We start from the raw sequence: 14,971 nt of genomic DNA on the forward strand, positions 1-14,971 counted from the left end.
ACCGGATCCGGTCGCCTCCTGCCGTACGTCCCGCCGAACCGCCCGCCCGAACAACCCGTTCCACTGGGGGAGTTGGAAGCACCCGTGACCACCTGGACCGACCACACCGCCGAACGACCCATCTCGCTCACCGCCCCCAGCGGCATCGACCGCGCCGCCCACCACCGGCTCGACGAGGCCTGGCTCGCGGCGGCATGGAGCCACCCCACGACCCGCTGCTTCGTGGTCTCCGGCGGCCAGGTCCTCATCGACGAGACGGCCGACGGCCGTACCGAACTCGTCATGACCCCCTCCTTCGAAGCCCCCCTCACCGAGGCGCACCGCTACTTCCTGGGCACCGACGAGGACGGCGTCAGCTACTTCGCCCTCCAGAAGGACGCGCTGCCCGGCCGTATCGACCAGTCCGCGCGCCCGGCGGGCCTGCGCGAGGCCGGACTGCTGCTGTCGCCCCGCGACGCGGGCCTGATGGTGCACGCGGTCGGCCTGGAGAACTGGCAGCGCACCCACCGCTTCTGCTCCCGCTGCGGCGAACGCACCGTCATCGCCGCCGCCGGCCACATCCGCCGCTGCCCCGCCTGCGGCGCCGAGCACTACCCGCGCACCGACCCCGCCGTGATCATGGCCGTCACCGACGAGGACGACCGCATCCTCCTCGGCCGCCAGGTCCACTGGCCCGAGGGCCGCTTCTCGACCCTCGCCGGCTTTGTCGAACCCGGCGAATCCATCGAGCAGGCGGTGCGCCGCGAGGTCTTCGAAGAGGCCGGCATCAGCATCGGCGGGGTCGAGTACGTCGCCAGCCAGCCCTGGCCCTTCCCCTCCAGCCTCATGCTCGGCTTCATGGCCCGCGCCACCTCGACCGAAGTCAACGTCGACGGCGACGAGATCCACGAGGCCCGCTGGTTCTCCCGCGACGAACTCGGCGCCGCCTTCGAGTCCGGCGAGGTGCTGCCGCCGTACGGCATCTCCATCGCGGCCCGCCTGATCGAGATGTGGTACGGCAAGCCGCTACCGACGAGGAGCTTCGTCTGACCCGGGCGCCGCGATGACCGACCCGTACTGGAACCACAACGTCCACTACCACCCCGAGGTGCTCGCAGCCGTCCCGGACGGCTGCGAGGCGGCACTGGACATCGGCTGCGGCGACGGCCTGCTCGCGCGCAAGCTCGCGACGAAGGCGGCATCAGTGACGGGCGTGGACCGCTCGACGGAGATGATCCGCCAGGCACGTGCGCAGACGCCGGCGAACGTCACCTTCCTGGAAGGCGACTACCTCGACGACACGACGCTCGCCGAGAGCAAGTACGACTTCGTCAGCGCGGTCGCCGTGGTCCACCACGCGCGCTTCGACGAAGCGGTCGGCAGCCTGGCACGGCTGCTGGCCCCCGGCGGCCGCCTGATGATCGTCGGCATGGCGTACAACAAGACGGCCCTGGACTGGGTGATCAGCGGCTGCGGTGTACCGCCGAGCCTGCTGTACCGACGGTTGCGCGGCGGCAAGCGCGGCCCGTCCGGCATGCCCGTCAAGGACTCGTCCATGAGCTGGGGCGAGGCACGCCGGGCCGCACACCGCCTGCTGCCCGGCTGCGAGTTCCGACGCCGACTGCTGTGGCGCTACACATTGGTGTGGGACAAACCACAAGAAGGCGGTCCCTGAAGCTCCTCAGGGACCGCCTTCCGCACCGCCGCAGCGGGGAGCGACTACGCGCCGATCTTCTGCTTCACCTGCGCCAACGACGGGTTGGTGAGCGTCGAGCCGTCCGGGAACAGCACAGTGGGCACCGTCTGGTTTCCGCCATTCGCCTTCTCCACGAACGCCGCGGAATCCGGGTCCTGCTCGATGTTGATCTCGTTGTACGTGATGCCCTCGCGGTCCATCTGGCTCTTCAGCCGACGGCAGTAGCCGCACCACGTCGTGCTGTACATCGTCACAGTGCCCGGCATGTCTCTCGCGCTCCTCAGCTGCTCGGAGATGGGTGGTCGCAGTCATGGAACGTACTTGAAAGGGCCACCATTCCCACATCCGGTCCCCCGCCGGACGTGACGCCTGCCGCATTAGTACGACTGCAGCTACCTGCCTGTGGACAACCGCCGCACCCGTCTCCGCCGACCTGGCAGCATGGCCGTGTGACAGCAGCAACGCACTCCACGCTCTTCCCGCAGGCCCCCGACTCGGCCGACGCGGTGCTCGAAGGGCTCGACCCCGAGCAGCGCGAGGTGGCCACCGCCCTGCGCGGCCCGGTGTGCGTGCTGGCCGGCGCCGGTACCGGCAAGACCCGGGCGATCACCCACCGCATCGCCTACGGGGTCCGCGCCGGAATTCTCCAGCCCTCCAGCGTCCTCGCCGTCACCTTCACCAACCGGGCCGCCGGCGAGATGCGCGGCCGACTCCGCCAGCTCGGCGCCACCGGAGTCCAGGCCCGCACCTTCCACTCGGCAGCCCTGCGCCAGCTCCAGTACTTCTGGCCGAAAGCGATCGGCGGCTCCATGCCCCGGCTCGTCGACCGCAAGATCCAGCTCGTCGCCGACGCGGCCGCCGCCTGCCGCATCCGCCTCGACCGCGGCGAGCTGCGGGACGTCACCGCCGAGATCGAGTGGTCCAAGGTCACCCAGACCGTCCCCGCCGACTACGCGCCCGCAGCCGCCAAGGCCGGCCGTGACACCCCCCGCGACCCCGCCGAGATCGCCCAGCTCTACTCCGTCTACGAGGACCTCAAGCGGGACCGCTCCGTCATCGACTTCGAGGACGTCCTGCTGCTGACCGTCGCCATCCTCCAGGACCGGCATGACATCGCCGAGCAAGTCCGATCCCAGTACCAGCACTTCGTCGTCGACGAGTACCAGGACGTCAGCCCCCTCCAGCAGCGCCTCCTGGAACTGTGGCTCGGCGAGCGGGACAACCTGTGCGTCGTCGGCGACGCCAGCCAGACGATCTACTCCTTCACCGGAGCAACCCCCGACCACCTCCTCGACTTCCGCACCCGCCACCCCGGAGCCACCGTCGTCAAGCTGGTCCGCGACTACCGCTCCACCCCCCAGGTCGTCCACCTCGCCAACGGCCTCCTCGCCCAGGCCCGCGGCCGCGCCGCCGACCACCGACTGGAACTGATCTCCCAACGCGCCGCCGGCCCCGAACCCGTCTACACCGAGTACACCGACGAACCCGCCGAGGCCGAGGGCGCCGCCCGCCGCATCCGCGACCTCATCGACGCGGGCGTCCCGGCCGGCGAGATCGCCATCCTGTTCCGCACCAACTCCCAGTCCGAGACCTACGAGCAGGCCCTCGCCGACGCCGCAGTCCCCTACCAACTGCGCGGCGCCGAGCGGTTCTTCGACCGCCCCGAGGTGCGCAAGGCAGGCATCGCCCTGCGCGGCGCGGCCCGCTTCGGCGGCAACGACTCCCTCCTCGACGACGCCGTGGACCTGCCCTCCCAGGTGCGAGCCGTGCTGTCGGGGGAGGGGTGGACACCGCAACCCCCGGCCGGCTCCGGAGCGGTCAGAGAGCGCTGGGAGTCCCTCGCCGCCCTGGTCAACCTCGCGCAGGACTTCGCCGCCGCCAAACCGGGCGCCACCCTCGCCGACCTCGTCGCCGAACTCGACGAGCGGGCGAGCGCCCAACACGCCCCGACCGTCCAGGGCGTCACCCTGGCCTCCCTCCACTCGGCCAAGGGCCTCGAATGGGACGTCGTCTTCCTGGTCGGTGTCGCCGAAGGCATGATGCCGATCACCTACGCGAAGACCGACGAACAGATCGAGGAGGAGCGCCGCCTCCTGTACGTCGGCGTCACCCGCGCCCGGGAACGCCTCCACGTCTCCTGGTCGCTCTCCCGCTCACCCGGCGGCCGCCCCAACCGCCGCCCCAGCCGCTTCCTGGACGGACTGCGCCCGGGCTCCACCACCACCGCCGGCCGCACCCCGGCGGGCGGCGCCGGCGGCGTCGAGCGCGGCCTCACCAGCAGACCCGAGGCCGTACCGCGGCGCAAACAACGCACCCCCGCCCGCTGCCGGGTGTGCGGACGCACGCTCACCGACGCCGGCGAGATGAAGCTGATGCGCTGCGAGGACTGCCCCTCCGACATGGACGAGGGCCTCTACGAGCGGCTGCGGGAATGGCGCGCGGACCAGGCGCAGCGCAGCGGACAGCCGGCCTTCTGCGTCTTCACCGACAAGACCCTGATGGCGATCGCCGAGACCGCCCCCGACGAGGAGGGTGAACTGGCGCGGATCCCCGGCGTCGGCGTGCGCAAGCTCAACCGCTACGGAGCCGATGTACTGGCCCTCTGCGCAGGCCGCGAGCTTGGAGAAGACGACGAGAGGGACTGATTCAAACTCGTCGAAAAAATAGTTTGCGCATGCCCCAGCAATCCCCATAGGTTCTTAGCCACGGGGACGGAGGCCTTCTCGGAGGCCCCGATTCCGTGTTCTACTTGCATATCCGTCGGACTGGTTCATCCCAGTCCCCCGAGACGCCGAGAGGAGGCGAGTCCAGTGATCAGCATCAAGAGCAGCTCCACCAGCATCGTCAAAATGACCGATCGCTCGGTCGTCGCCTCCCTGTGCATGCTCGACGTCCCGAACCAGGGCACCGGTCTGTCCGGCATTCCTGCCGGTCGTCCGGCGTCCTCCGTGTCTCTCGCGGGCCTTCCCGTCCGTGAGCGCAATGAGCGACCGACGAAGGCACTGGAAGCAGTAGTGGCACAGGCGCAGGCCTATGCCTTTACGGCGGCCGGTGCCGGAGGCCGGAAGCAGACGACCCAGCACCACCTGATGTGGGCCTTCCGTGGGCCAGAACCCTGGAGTGATCCAGCCTGATCGCCGATCAGGCCGGCGCCTTCAGGGCCGCGGAACCCCATCCGGGATCCGCGGCCCTTCTGTTTTCCCCGAACGGGGACGACGGAGCGAAGGGGCCTCGGGACAAGAAAAGAACCCGGTACCAGCCGACTACCGGTCCAACAGGGCCGGACCGACCAGACGAGGAAGACGAACCGTGCAACTCGAAGCGCACGCCCCGTCCGTACCGCCTTCCGAAACGATCCCCCCGCCCGGCCTCACGGAGGACTCCACCTTGACTCCGCTCACTGCGCTCACCGCGCTCGACGACGCCATCGAGAACCTCGGCGTACCCGTCCCCTGCCGTTCCTACGACCCGGAGGTCTTCTTCGCCGAGTCGCCGGCCGACGTCGAGTACGCCAAGTCCCTCTGCCGCACCTGCCCGCTGATCGAGGCCTGCCTCGCCGGCGCCAAGGAGCGGCGTGAGCCCTGGGGCGTCTGGGGTGGCGAGCTGTTCGTCCAGGGTGTCGTCGTCGCCCGGAAGCGGCCGCGTGGCCGCCCGCGCAAGAACCCGGTCACGGCATGAACATCACAGGAACGATCGACCGCCCCCTCACGCACGACCCCAAGAAGCAGGCCCCGATGAAGCCGTCCACCAACGAGCCCGCCGGCTCCGCGATCGAAGATTTCACCACCACCGGCGCGACCGGTTCGCGTCAGAACAGGACCCGAGAGATGCAACTCATCCCAGAAGCCCTGGCTCGTGCGCATATGCACGACCGCCTGCATGAGGCAGAGCGGGAACGCCGGGCCGTGCGCCTGGCGACCGCCCGCCGGATGCAGCGCCGGGCCGAGCGCGCCTCGCTGCGTGCCCGCCGCGCGCTCGCCATGGCCGTCATGCAGTAACCCACCACACCTGAAGCGGTGGCTTCCCGACCACGGGAGGCGATAGCTCCCCGCGGGGGTCGGTCCGTCCGAACGGACCGGCCCCCGCGGTGCGTTGTGCCCGCCGATCGCCGACCGCGGAGTTATCGTCACCGGGTGACGAGTCGTCCCGAAGGCAGTGACGAGGGAGGCTCCCCCGCGGAGCCCGAGTCCCTGGTGTGCGCCCGCTGCGGCACCCAGGCCGAGGGGCCTCAGCCCACCTGGACCTTCTCCGTGGAGAACGGCATCCGGCACTACTTCTGCGACGCGTGCTCTCGCGAGAACCTCAGGGCGATTGAGGGGCGGTTGGACTCGGCCTGGTGGTAAGTCGGCCTCTGTGGGGGCCTCCCCCCCGCCCCCGCCCCTCCCCATCCCTCAGGCACGCAGCACAGCAGCCCGCATCACGCCTCCGCCGCCGACTCCTCCTCGTCCGCTTCCAGGACGAACCCCGGCAGCCACTCCTCCAGTTCCTCGCGCAGCCGTACCGTCGAGCCCAGTTGGCACAGCACGCCGATTGTGCTCAATGTCACTCGGTGTATCAGGAGGTACGCCGGAGGCAGGTTCAGCTGTTTGCCCAACTGGTAGGCGGGGGAGCGGGGATCGGCGATGCGGGCCGCCTGGCTGCGCATCCAGCCGCGGGTGAAGGTGAACTCGTCCGCCCGGGCCGGTTCGATGATCGGCAGGAGGTAGTCGAGTACGGCGCTCGGGTCCAGCTCTATTGAGTCCTTGACGAAGCCCTCCGCGCAGAGCAGTCCGTAGACCGCCTCCGCGTCGCCGTCGATGGTCATGCGCAGGGAGTCGCCGATGGGGGCCGGCAGGCCGCCCGGCAGTCGGTCGACCGTGCCGAAGTCCAGGACGCCCAGGCGCCAGTCGTCCTCGCCGGCCGGACCGCCGGGCAGCAGGCGGAAGTTGCCCGGGTGCGGGTCGGCGTGCAGGAGGCCGGTGCGGGCCGGGCCGGAGAAGAGGAAGCGGGCCAGCAGCTGTCCGGCGCGGTCGCGCTGCTCCTGGGTGCCGTCCGCGATGATCTCCGACAGCGGGACGCCGTCGATCCACTCGGTGATCAGCACCTGGTCGCACTGGTGGACCACACCCGGCACCAGGACGTCCGGGTCGCCCGCGAACTCGTCGGCGTGCGCCTGCTGGGCCTGGGCCTCCAGGTCGTAGTCCAGCTCCTCCGACACCCGGTCCTTGAGCTCCGCGATCAGGGGCTTGATGTCCATGCCGGGGATCAGCGGGCCCAACAGCCGGGCGAAACGGCTCAGTTGGTTCAGGTCGGACAGAAGGGCCTCGCCGGCTCCGGGGTACTGCACCTTGACCGCGACCTCGCGGCCGTCGTGCCACACCCCGCGGTGCACCTGGCCGATCGACGCCGCCGCTGAGGGCTTGTCCTCGAACTCGAGGAACAGGTCGTGCCAGTCCTCGCCGAGCCGCGCGGAGAGCACCGTGTGCACGGTGCGCGTCGGCATCGGCGGTGCAGCTTCCTGCAGCTTCGTCAGCGCCGCACGGTAGGGGCCGGCGACCTCCTCGGGCAGCGCCGACTCGAAGACGGACAGGGCCTGGCCGAACTTCATCGCGCCGCCCTTGAGCTCACCGAGCACCTTGAACAGTTGCTCCGCCGTGCGCTGTTGCAGCTCGCGGCCGACGATCTCCGCGGACTCGCCGACGATCCGCTTGCCCAGTCCCCAGGTCGCCCGCCCGGCGAAGCCGAGCGGGAGCGCGGCGAGCTTGGCGGTCCGGGTGACCGCCTTGCGGGGAAGATCAGACATGCGCCCTCCAGGTCCCTGCCGGCCGCGCCGCGTCTGCCTTACGGCATGACTCCTTCGGCGACCGTTGCCCTGTCATTGTCTCGTGCGAGTCCGCGTCCTCAGAGGTGTGTTCTCCCTTACTTACCTTCTCCGCCGCCCCGCAGGGGCATGCGGCGTGCGGCCAGACCGGTCGCGCATGCCAGGTCAGGCCCGGCAGGGAGACCTCCCAGCGCGCACCGGCGCTCGTCGGAACCCGGCCGTCCAGGAACGCGAGCGCGTGCGCGGCGGCCAGTCCTGCCACCGTAGTGGCCAGCGTCAGGTCGCAGGGTCGCACATGCCGCGACTTTCCCGAGCCCGAGCGCCATTGTGCGACCAGGCGGGGCCAGGCCGGGTCGCGGTCGGTCCGTGCCTCGTGCAGGCAGCCCGCACAGCCCGTCTCACCGGGCAGGACGAGGGGGCCGACGACGCCCGTGGCCTCCACGACGCCGGCGTACAGATGCGGTGTGCCCGAGCCGATCAGGGGTTCGGCGGCGGACGGCGGGGGCGCGTGGACGGAGACGTCGTCACGGGGGGTCAGGATCACCAGGGAGAAGCCGGGGTCGCCGTCCGAGGGGGGTGTCCCGCGGTCCCGGCGCGGTGGGCGGTCCGGCGCGGACCGGCGTGCGGCCTGCCGGGCGGCCTCGTCCCTGCGGTCGCCGACGGACTCGGCGGGCAGTCCGCCCGGCGCCACGTCCCACCGCTCGACCCGGCCGACGTCGCGCACATCGACCTCGCCGATTCCCGCGCCCGCCAGCAGCGAGGCCAGGACCGCACCCACCCGGCCCGCACCCCGCACCTGCACGCGCAGTGAGCGGCGCGCGGCCAGGAGCCTCATCGCGTCGCCCGGCTCACTGGTCACCAGGGACAGCGAGCCGAGGTCCGGGCGGAGCCGGTCGAGGACTTCCTTCTTGCCGCGCAGGGCGTCGGCGGCCGGTCCGCCTCCCTTCGCGTCGTCCAGGAGACCGGACCGCGCCAGCTGCTTCACCAGCCCGTCGACATGACCGTCCGGCAGGTCCATGCGGCGCCCCTCCTCGCGCAGGAGCGGCAGCCCGCGGGTGCCGTTGAGCAGGTCGAGAAAGCTGCCCGTCGCCGTGTCCATCGGGCCCAGCGTCATCGCGTGTGCCGGTGCCATTCCGAACTGCACGGTGTGGAGATCGCGCCAGCCGCGCCTGAGCGCGGGCTTCACCATTGGAACGACCGGAACCATCGCTTCCATCGCATCCATGACAGGCCCCCGTAGCCCTCGTAGAACGTCCCCGTCTGCCGGTTCAGGGCGGCGGTGACCCGTCGATGGTCGGTCGACGGTCCGTCGCGGTGCTCCCGGCGGGGTCCAGCATGCCCGGACCTGGCGCCCGGGTGCCGAAAGTTGTCCACAAGCTGCGGGTATTCGTCGTACAAATCAGACGCTCGGAGGGGGATCGGCACGGAACCGTCCCGGAGTCGGGACTTCCCCCGTGTGCAGCGGGTAACGTCGGGGCGTGCCCGCCGACCCACTGCACCGCGCCGGAACGCCACAGCGCAGCACGACGAGCCAGCCGCCGAGCGGCTCGGGGGCGAGCGCGATCGAGGTCCGCAGGAGCGCCCGGCGCCGCCGGACGGTCTCCGCGTACCGCGAGGGCGATCGCACCGTCGTACTCATCCCTGCCCGGATGTCCGAGGCGGAGGAGCAGCGCTGGGTGACCGTCATGCTCGACAAGCTGGCCGCCCAGGAGAGCAAACGGCTCCTCGGTGACGACGAGCTGGCGGAGCGTGCGGAGCGGCTGTCGGCCCAGTACTTCGACGGCCGGGCCCGGCCCAGTTCGGTGCGCTGGGTGACCAACCAGAACACGCGCTGGGGCTCGTGCACCCCGGCGGAGGGCAGCATCCGGCTGTCGCACCGGCTGCAGGGCATGCCCGAGTACGTCGTCGACTACGTCCTCGTCCACGAGTTGGCGCATCTGCTGGTGCCCGGGCACGGGCCCCGGTTCTGGCGGCTCCTGGAGGCGTATCCGCGCACCGAGCGGGCCCGGGGCTACCTCGAAGGCGTGGTTGCGGCCGAGCGGTTGCCGCACCTGCCGGGCGCGCGCGACGAGTGACGGCCGTTCCCGGGTGTCCGGGGGTGTTGTGTACCGGGTCTGTACCGGCTTCATCCGATGTCGGAGTTTGCCGTTAGCCTGGCGCGACGCACTCACATTCGGGATGGGGGACGGTCGTTACGCATGGCCAGGGAATTCCAACGCGGCCACAAGGCCAAGATCAGTGACCTCACCGCGGGCACCGATCTGTACGTAGGCGTGCAGATCAGCGGCCCCGGACTGACCTTCGACATCAGCTGCTTCGGTCTCGACGCCGACGAACGGCTCTCGGACGACCGCTACTTCGTCTTCTTCAACCAGCCGAAGTCTCCCGAGGAGTCCATTCAGCTCCTGGGCACCCAGGCGGGCGACACGGAGTCCTTCCGGATCACCCTCGACAGGATCCCGTCGCAGATCCAGAAGCTGTCGTTCACGGCGACGCTCGACGGTGCCGGGCAGATGTCGCAGATCGCCCCCGGATACATCCGCATCGTCGCGGGCGGCGAGGAGGTGGCCCGCTACTCGTTCAACGGCTCGGAGTTCTCCACCGAACGGGCCGTGATGCTGGGCGACTTCTACCTGAAGGACGTGTGGCGGTTCGCGGCAGTCGGACAGGGCTTCGACGGCGGCCTCGAGGCGCTGCTGAAGAACTTCGGCGGCGAGGTCATGGAGGAGGAGGCGCCTGCGGCACCTGCCCCGCAGCAGCCGCAGACCGGCGCCGCACCCGGCTTCGCACCGCCCGCATTCGGCGCCCCGGCCCCCGCACCCGCCCCCGCCCCGCAGCCTGCGGCGCAGGGCTTCGCGCCGCCCCCGGGAGCGACTCCGCCCCCGGCCCCTGCGCCGGCGCCCGCGCCGAACGTGCATGCCGCGCCCACCATCATCGCGCCCATGACGCCGCCCGGCGGCGGTCAGGTGCACCCGCCTGCGCCGGCGCCCGCGCCCTACGGCCAGCCGCCCCAGCAGCAGCCGTACGGCCAGCCTCCCGGCCAGACCGCCCCACCGCCGCCCGGCTACGGCCAGCCCCAGGCACCCCAGGCCCCGCCCCCGCCGCCCGGCTACGGACAGCCGACGCCGCCTCCCGGATACGGCCAGCAGCCCCCGTTCGGCCAGGTCCCCGGCCAGCAGGCCCCCTACGGCGCACCGCAGGGCATCCCCCAGGGCGCGCCCCAGGGTGCCGGTGTGTCCGCCGCACTCCAGAAGTTCAAGGAGACGCCCACCGGGCAGCGCTGGACGCAGCAGAACAAGAAGCTCGTCCGCGTCGATCTCGGCATCGGCGGTGGGTCCGTGCTGGCCCGCCAGGGCAGCATGGTGCTCTACCAGGGCAAGGTCGACTTCAGCTACAAGGGCGCCGGGTTCGCCGGCCGGCTCGTGGGCAACGCGACCGGCCAGGAGATGCAGCTGATGCGCTGCAGCGGCCAGGGCCAGGTGTTCCTCGCCGAGAACTCCACCCATCTGCACCCGATCGAGCTCCAGGGCGACGCGATCTGCGTCTCCGCCGAGAACGTCCTCGCCTTCGACGAGGGCCTCCAGTACGAGGTCCGCCGTATCGAGGGACACGGCATCCCCGGGGGCGCGCTGTTCACGATGCAGTTCCAGGGCACCGGCACGATCGTCGTCAAGACGCACGGCACGCCCGTGGTCCTGCCGGTCACGCCGACCACCTTCGCCGACTGCAACGCCGTCGTCGCCTGGTCGGCCGCGGCCCAGGTGATCGTCTCCAGCCAGGTGCGGATGCGGCGCAACGCCTATCCGGGCGACACCGGCGAGAGCGTCAACCTGCAGTTCCGGGCAGCCCCCGGCAACTTCGTCGTCGTCCAGCCCTACGAGGTCTGAGGGAGCCCGTCATGAACCAGCCGCTCGCGGGCTTCGCCCCCGCACCCGTCACCGCCCGCATGGAGAACCACGGCAGCCACATGCTGAAGGTCGCCATGCAGACCGGAAACGACCTCCTCGCGCGCGTGGGGTCGATGATCGCCTACGAGGGCTTCATCCAGTACGAGCCCAACCCGCCGGCCGTGCGCCAGATCGCCCGCGACTGGATGACCGGCGAGGGCGCGCCCCTGATGAAGTGCTCCGGCGACGGCCTGCTCTACCTCGCCGACTACGGCGCCGACGTCGTCGTGATCAACCTCAACGGCGACGGCATCTCCGTCAACGCCACCAACCTGCTCGCGTTCGACGCGTCCCTCACCTGGGGCGTGGAGCGGGTCAAGGGCCTGGCCAAGTTCGCCGGACAGGGCCTGTGGAACACCAAGATCTCCGGGCAGGGCTGGGTCGCGCTGACCTCCCGGGGCAAGCCGATCGTCGTCGACTGCGGTGGCGGCGAGGACGAGACCTACGTCGACCCGGACGCGCTCGTCGCCTGGTCCCCGAACCTCAAGGTGAAGGGCAAGCGCAGCTTCAAGGCGCAGTCACTGATCGGCCGCGGCAGCGGCGAGGCCTACCAGATGGCCTTCTCCGGTCAGGGCATCGTCGTCGTCCAGCCCAGCGAGGACAGCACCGACCGCCTGCGGTTCCGGGGCTGAGGGGGAGCCACAAACGCCATGCAGAGTCCGCTTTTCGCCTTCAACGACTCGCAGTCCCAGGAGCGCTACAGCCTGCAGAACAAGCAGATGCTGCGCGTCACCCTGGAGGGCCACGACGACATCCTCGCCCGCAAGGGCACCATGGTCGCCTACCAGGGCCTCGTCGAGTTCGACGCCGAGTACCAGAACAACCAGCAGGCACGCGCGCGTGCGTACACCGGCGAGGGCCTCAGCCTGATGCGCTGCCACGGGCAGGGCACGGTCTTCTTCGCCAACCTCGCCCAGCACATCCATGTGATGGACGTGGAGCAGGACGGCCTCACGGTCGACAGCAGCTACGTCCTCGCGATGGACTCCTCGCTGCACCACGAGGTCATTGCCGTCGACAGCCAGTACGGCATCTCCGGCTCGGGGAAGTACCAGCTCAACATCACCGGCCGCGGCAAGGTCGCCCTGATGACCTCGGGCGCGCCGCTGATGATGCAGGTGACGCCCGACAAGTACGTCAACTGCGACGCCGACGCGATCGTCGCCTGGTCGACCGGGCTGCGCGTCCAGATGCAGGCCCAGACGCACTCCTCCGGGGTGTGGCGGCGTCGCGGCAACACCGGTGAGGGCTGGGAGCTCAGCTTCATGGGCAGCGGCTTCGCGTTGGTCCAGCCGAGTGAACTGCTGCCGCCGCAGAACGCCCAGATCGGACAGGGCCTCGCCGCCCAGTACGGCATGGGGCAGCACGGTGCGCGGGCCCAGAACCAGGGCAACGTCTGGAGCTGAGGGTCCAGTAATCCAACGTAAGGGGCGCCTGCAATTGCATGCGCCCCTTACCCGTTGCCGAGACTCACAGCCTGGAGCGCGTTGCTTCCAGCAGTCGTACGACCGACTCGTCCGCCACGTCCGCGACCTCTCCGTATGCGAACCAGCGCAGGTCGAGGGACTCGTCGCTGATCTCCTGGACCGCGCCCGGCGGTGCCACGGCCGCGTACTGGACGTCGAGGTGCCAGTGGCACGGTGCCGGGATCGGGTGCCGGTCGAGGCGGACCGGGCCGCCCGGCAGCAGCGTCAGCCCGGAGATGCCCGACTCCTCCGTGGCCTCGCGCAGGGCCGCCGCCTCCAGGGAGGTGTCCTCCGGCTCGCAGTGGCCGCCCATCTGCAGCCACATCTGCAGCTTCTTGTGGAGGGTCAGCAGAACGCGGTCCCGTGACGGATCGATCACCAGGGCGCTCGCCGTGATGTGGCCCGCGTGGCAGGCCTTCCACATGCCGTCCGGGTGGGCCGTCAGATGGTCCAGATAGGCCTGGCGCAGCTCTTCCTGGTCCTCGTACCCCTTGAGCACGAGGACCGCGTCGTCGTACAGGCTCACTCGGTGTCGTCGCCCTTGTCGTCCTCGGGGGCGTCGTCCTTCTTCAGGTTCGGCTTCTCGGCGGAGCCGCCCGCCGCCTCGCCGAGGATCCTGTCCAGCTCGGAGAAGTCCAGCTGCTCGCGGTGCACGAAGCCGTCCGGGTCGTCCAGGTCGGAGGCCGTCGGGAGCATGTCCGGGTGCGACCACAGGGCGTCGCGGCCGTCGACCCCGCGCGCGTCCGTGAGCGAGGCCCACAGACGGGAGGCGTCGCGCAGGCGGCGCGGGCGCAGCTCCAGACCGATCAGCGTGGCGAACGTCTGCTCCGCCGGGCCGCCCGTCGCACGGCGGCGACGCAGCGTCTCGCGCAGCGCGTCCGCGGACGACAGACGCGGCTTCGCCGCCGCGTGCACCACCGCGTCCACCCAGCCCTCGACGAGCGCCAGAGCCGTCTCCAGACGGGCCAGGGCGGCCTTCTGCGCGGGCGTGTCCTCCGGCTGGAACATGCCCTGCTGGAGGGCGTCCTGCAGCTGCTCGGGGTTCTGCGGGTCGAACTGGCCGACCACGTCCTCCAGCTTGGCCGTGTCGACCTTGATCCCGCGCGCGTAGCCGTCGACCGCGCCGTACAGGTGCGAGCGCAGCCACGGCACATGCGCGAACAGGCGCTGGTGGGCGGCCTCGCGCAGGGCGAGATACAGCCGCACCTCCTCCTTGGGCACGCCCAGGTCCTTGCCGAAGCCCTCGATGTTCACCGGCAGCAGCGCGGCCTTGCCGACCGGGCCGAGCGGCAGGCCGATGTCGGTGGAACCGACGACCTCGCCCGCGAGCACGCCCACGGCCTGCCCGATCTGCGTGCCGAACATGGCGCCGCCCATGGAGCGCATCATGCCGATCAGCGGGCCCGCCATGGCCTGCATCTCCTCCGGCAGGACGTCGCCCATCGCCGCCCCGACGCGCTCGGCGACCGGGTCGACGAGCTCCTGCCACGCGGGCAGGGTCGCCTCGACCCACTCCGCACGCGACCACGCCACGGCGGTGCCGGCCCCGGACGGCAGAGAGGTGGCGTCGTCAAGCCACAGGTCGGCCAGGCGCACGGCCTCCTCGACCGCGGTGCGCTCGGCGGGGCCCACGCTCGCGTCCTTGGTGCCGTCAGGAGTGCCCTGGGAGACCGTCTGGCGGGCGATCTGCTTGGCCATGTCCCAGTTCACCGGACCGCCCTCGTACGAGAGCATCTGGCCCAGCTGCTGGAAGGCCGCGCCCAGGTCGGTGGGGTTCAGCGAACCGAACATGGCAGCGAGCGGGTTGTCCGCACCGGGGCCGCCAAAGCCCCCGGCACCTGGCAGCCCGCCGAAACCGAACGGGTTGGCCGGGCCCTGACCACCACCGCTCTGCTGGTCCTTCTTCTTGCCCTCGTCGCCGTCTTCCGGCTCCTCCGGCGGAAGGCCGAATCCGAATGGGGTGTCACTCACGGGATTCCTCGGCTGGTAAGGCCGCCGGTTGTCTCCGACGGCACGGCTGCCCGATAACACCACCCAGCGTAGACACCATGGGCGGTTCGGGCCTCGGTGCTTCGCCGACTCT

Annotated in this window: 16 protein-coding genes; 11 read left to right on the plus strand and 5 right to left on the minus strand. The window is 70.8% G+C overall.

Annotated features, from left to right (window positions below; all coding sequences use genetic code 11):
• The first annotated feature begins 84 nt into the window (after positions 1-84).
• Both nudC and ACFY1L_RS39120 read left to right on the plus strand, forming a co-directional pair.
• Positions 85-1,029 carry an NAD(+) diphosphatase gene (nudC, locus tag ACFY1L_RS39115; RefSeq protein ID WP_388835659.1) on the plus strand — a complete coding sequence of 315 codons (945 nt, stop codon included), beginning with the start codon at positions 85-87 and terminating at the stop codon, positions 1,027-1,029.
• A gap of 13 nt (positions 1,030-1,042) precedes the next feature.
• Positions 1,043-1,654, plus strand: a complete 612-nt coding sequence (locus tag ACFY1L_RS39120) for a class I SAM-dependent methyltransferase (protein ID WP_388835662.1) — start codon at positions 1,043-1,045, stop codon at positions 1,652-1,654.
• 44 nt (positions 1,655-1,698) lie between these two features.
• Here the strand turns inward: ACFY1L_RS39120 and ACFY1L_RS39125 are convergent, their stop codons facing one another.
• Positions 1,699-1,941 (minus strand): mycoredoxin, encoded by a 243-nt coding sequence (locus ACFY1L_RS39125; RefSeq protein WP_030929162.1) that lies wholly within the window; start codon positions 1,939-1,941, stop codon positions 1,699-1,701.
• A gap of 183 nt (positions 1,942-2,124) precedes the next feature.
• Here ACFY1L_RS39125 and ACFY1L_RS39130 point away from each other — a divergent pair, with 183 nt between their 5' ends.
• From ACFY1L_RS39130 to ACFY1L_RS39150, 5 genes are all read left to right on the plus strand, one after another.
• A complete protein-coding gene (locus ACFY1L_RS39130; RefSeq protein WP_388835665.1) occupies positions 2,125-4,320 on the plus strand; it encodes an ATP-dependent DNA helicase UvrD2 in 2,196 nt (731 codons plus the stop codon).
• A gap of 165 nt (positions 4,321-4,485) precedes the next feature.
• On the plus strand, positions 4,486-4,809 hold the full coding sequence (locus ACFY1L_RS39135; RefSeq protein ID WP_388835668.1) for a hypothetical protein: 324 nt from the start codon (positions 4,486-4,488) through the stop codon (positions 4,807-4,809).
• A gap of 175 nt (positions 4,810-4,984) precedes the next feature.
• Complete coding sequence (locus ACFY1L_RS39140) at positions 4,985-5,353, plus strand: WhiB family transcriptional regulator (RefSeq protein WP_019072119.1); 369 nt, start codon at positions 4,985-4,987, stop codon at positions 5,351-5,353.
• Positions 5,350-5,673, plus strand: coding sequence for a hypothetical protein (locus ACFY1L_RS39145; protein ID WP_361264361.1), 324 nt, complete (start codon positions 5,350-5,352; stop codon positions 5,671-5,673). The genes ACFY1L_RS39140 and ACFY1L_RS39145 overlap by 4 nt, the downstream gene beginning before the upstream one ends.
• A gap of 135 nt (positions 5,674-5,808) precedes the next feature.
• A complete protein-coding gene (locus tag ACFY1L_RS39150) occupies positions 5,809-6,018 on the plus strand; it encodes a hypothetical protein (protein WP_388835673.1) in 210 nt (69 codons plus the stop codon).
• Positions 6,019-6,092: 74 nt separating this feature from the next.
• On the opposite strand, the gene ACFY1L_RS39155 is transcribed toward ACFY1L_RS39150, so the two are convergent.
• Positions 6,093-7,457, minus strand: coding sequence for an ABC1 kinase family protein (locus ACFY1L_RS39155; protein ID WP_388835675.1), 1,365 nt, complete (start codon positions 7,455-7,457; stop codon positions 6,093-6,095).
• On the minus strand, positions 7,450-8,664 hold the full coding sequence (locus ACFY1L_RS39160) for a TOMM precursor leader peptide-binding protein (protein ID WP_388835678.1): 1,215 nt from the start codon (positions 8,662-8,664) through the stop codon (positions 7,450-7,452). The genes ACFY1L_RS39155 and ACFY1L_RS39160 overlap by 8 nt, the downstream gene beginning before the upstream one ends.
• 289 nt (positions 8,665-8,953) lie before the next feature.
• Here ACFY1L_RS39160 and ACFY1L_RS39165 point away from each other — a divergent pair, with 289 nt between their 5' ends.
• From ACFY1L_RS39165 to ACFY1L_RS39180, 4 genes are all read left to right on the plus strand, one after another.
• Positions 8,954-9,550, plus strand: a complete 597-nt coding sequence (locus ACFY1L_RS39165; RefSeq protein WP_388835681.1) for a M48 family metallopeptidase — start codon at positions 8,954-8,956, stop codon at positions 9,548-9,550.
• A 123-nt stretch (positions 9,551-9,673) separates the two neighbouring features.
• On the plus strand, positions 9,674-11,362 hold the full coding sequence (locus ACFY1L_RS39170; RefSeq protein WP_388835684.1) for a TerD family protein: 1,689 nt from the start codon (positions 9,674-9,676) through the stop codon (positions 11,360-11,362).
• A gap of 11 nt (positions 11,363-11,373) precedes the next feature.
• Positions 11,374-12,054, plus strand: coding sequence for an AIM24 family protein (locus ACFY1L_RS39175; protein ID WP_388835687.1), 681 nt, complete (start codon positions 11,374-11,376; stop codon positions 12,052-12,054).
• 18 nt (positions 12,055-12,072) lie between these two features.
• Positions 12,073-12,828 (plus strand): AIM24 family protein, encoded by a 756-nt coding sequence (locus ACFY1L_RS39180; RefSeq protein WP_388835690.1) that lies wholly within the window; start codon positions 12,073-12,075, stop codon positions 12,826-12,828.
• 64 nt (positions 12,829-12,892) lie between these two features.
• Here ACFY1L_RS39180 and ACFY1L_RS39185 read toward each other — a convergent pair whose 3' ends face one another.
• Entirely contained in the window at positions 12,893-13,414 is a 522-nt protein-coding gene (locus ACFY1L_RS39185; protein ID WP_388835693.1) for an NUDIX hydrolase, read from the minus strand.
• A complete protein-coding gene (locus ACFY1L_RS39190) occupies positions 13,411-14,859 on the minus strand; it encodes a zinc-dependent metalloprotease (RefSeq protein ID WP_388835696.1) in 1,449 nt (482 codons plus the stop codon). The genes ACFY1L_RS39185 and ACFY1L_RS39190 overlap by 4 nt, the downstream gene beginning before the upstream one ends.
• Positions 14,860-14,971 lie beyond the last annotated feature (112 nt).

The organism is Streptomyces sp. NPDC001663 (assembly GCF_042893105.1).
Taxonomy (GTDB): Bacteria; Actinomycetota; Actinomycetes; order Streptomycetales; family Streptomycetaceae; genus Streptomyces.

Excerpts from the sequence above, each read along its gene's own strand:
- ACFY1L_RS39155 (WP_388835675.1), bottom strand. The coding sequence starts at position 7,457 with ATGTCTGATCTTCCCCGCAAGGCGGTCACCCGGACCGCCAAGCTCGCC.
- ACFY1L_RS39145 (WP_361264361.1), top strand. The coding sequence starts at position 5,350 with ATGAACATCACAGGAACGATCGACCGCCCCCTCACGCACGACCCCAAG.
- ACFY1L_RS39160 (WP_388835678.1), bottom strand. The coding sequence starts at position 8,664 with ATGGTGAAGCCCGCGCTCAGGCGCGGCTGGCGCGATCTCCACACCGTG.
- ACFY1L_RS39170 (WP_388835684.1), top strand. The coding sequence starts at position 9,674 with ATGGCCAGGGAATTCCAACGCGGCCACAAGGCCAAGATCAGTGACCTC.
- ACFY1L_RS39180 (WP_388835690.1), top strand. The coding sequence starts at position 12,073 with ATGCAGAGTCCGCTTTTCGCCTTCAACGACTCGCAGTCCCAGGAGCGC.
- ACFY1L_RS39125 (WP_030929162.1), bottom strand. The coding sequence starts at position 1,941 with ATGCCGGGCACTGTGACGATGTACAGCACGACGTGGTGCGGCTACTGC.
- ACFY1L_RS39175 (WP_388835687.1), top strand. The coding sequence starts at position 11,374 with ATGAACCAGCCGCTCGCGGGCTTCGCCCCCGCACCCGTCACCGCCCGC.
- ACFY1L_RS39120 (WP_388835662.1), top strand. The coding sequence starts at position 1,043 with ATGACCGACCCGTACTGGAACCACAACGTCCACTACCACCCCGAGGTG.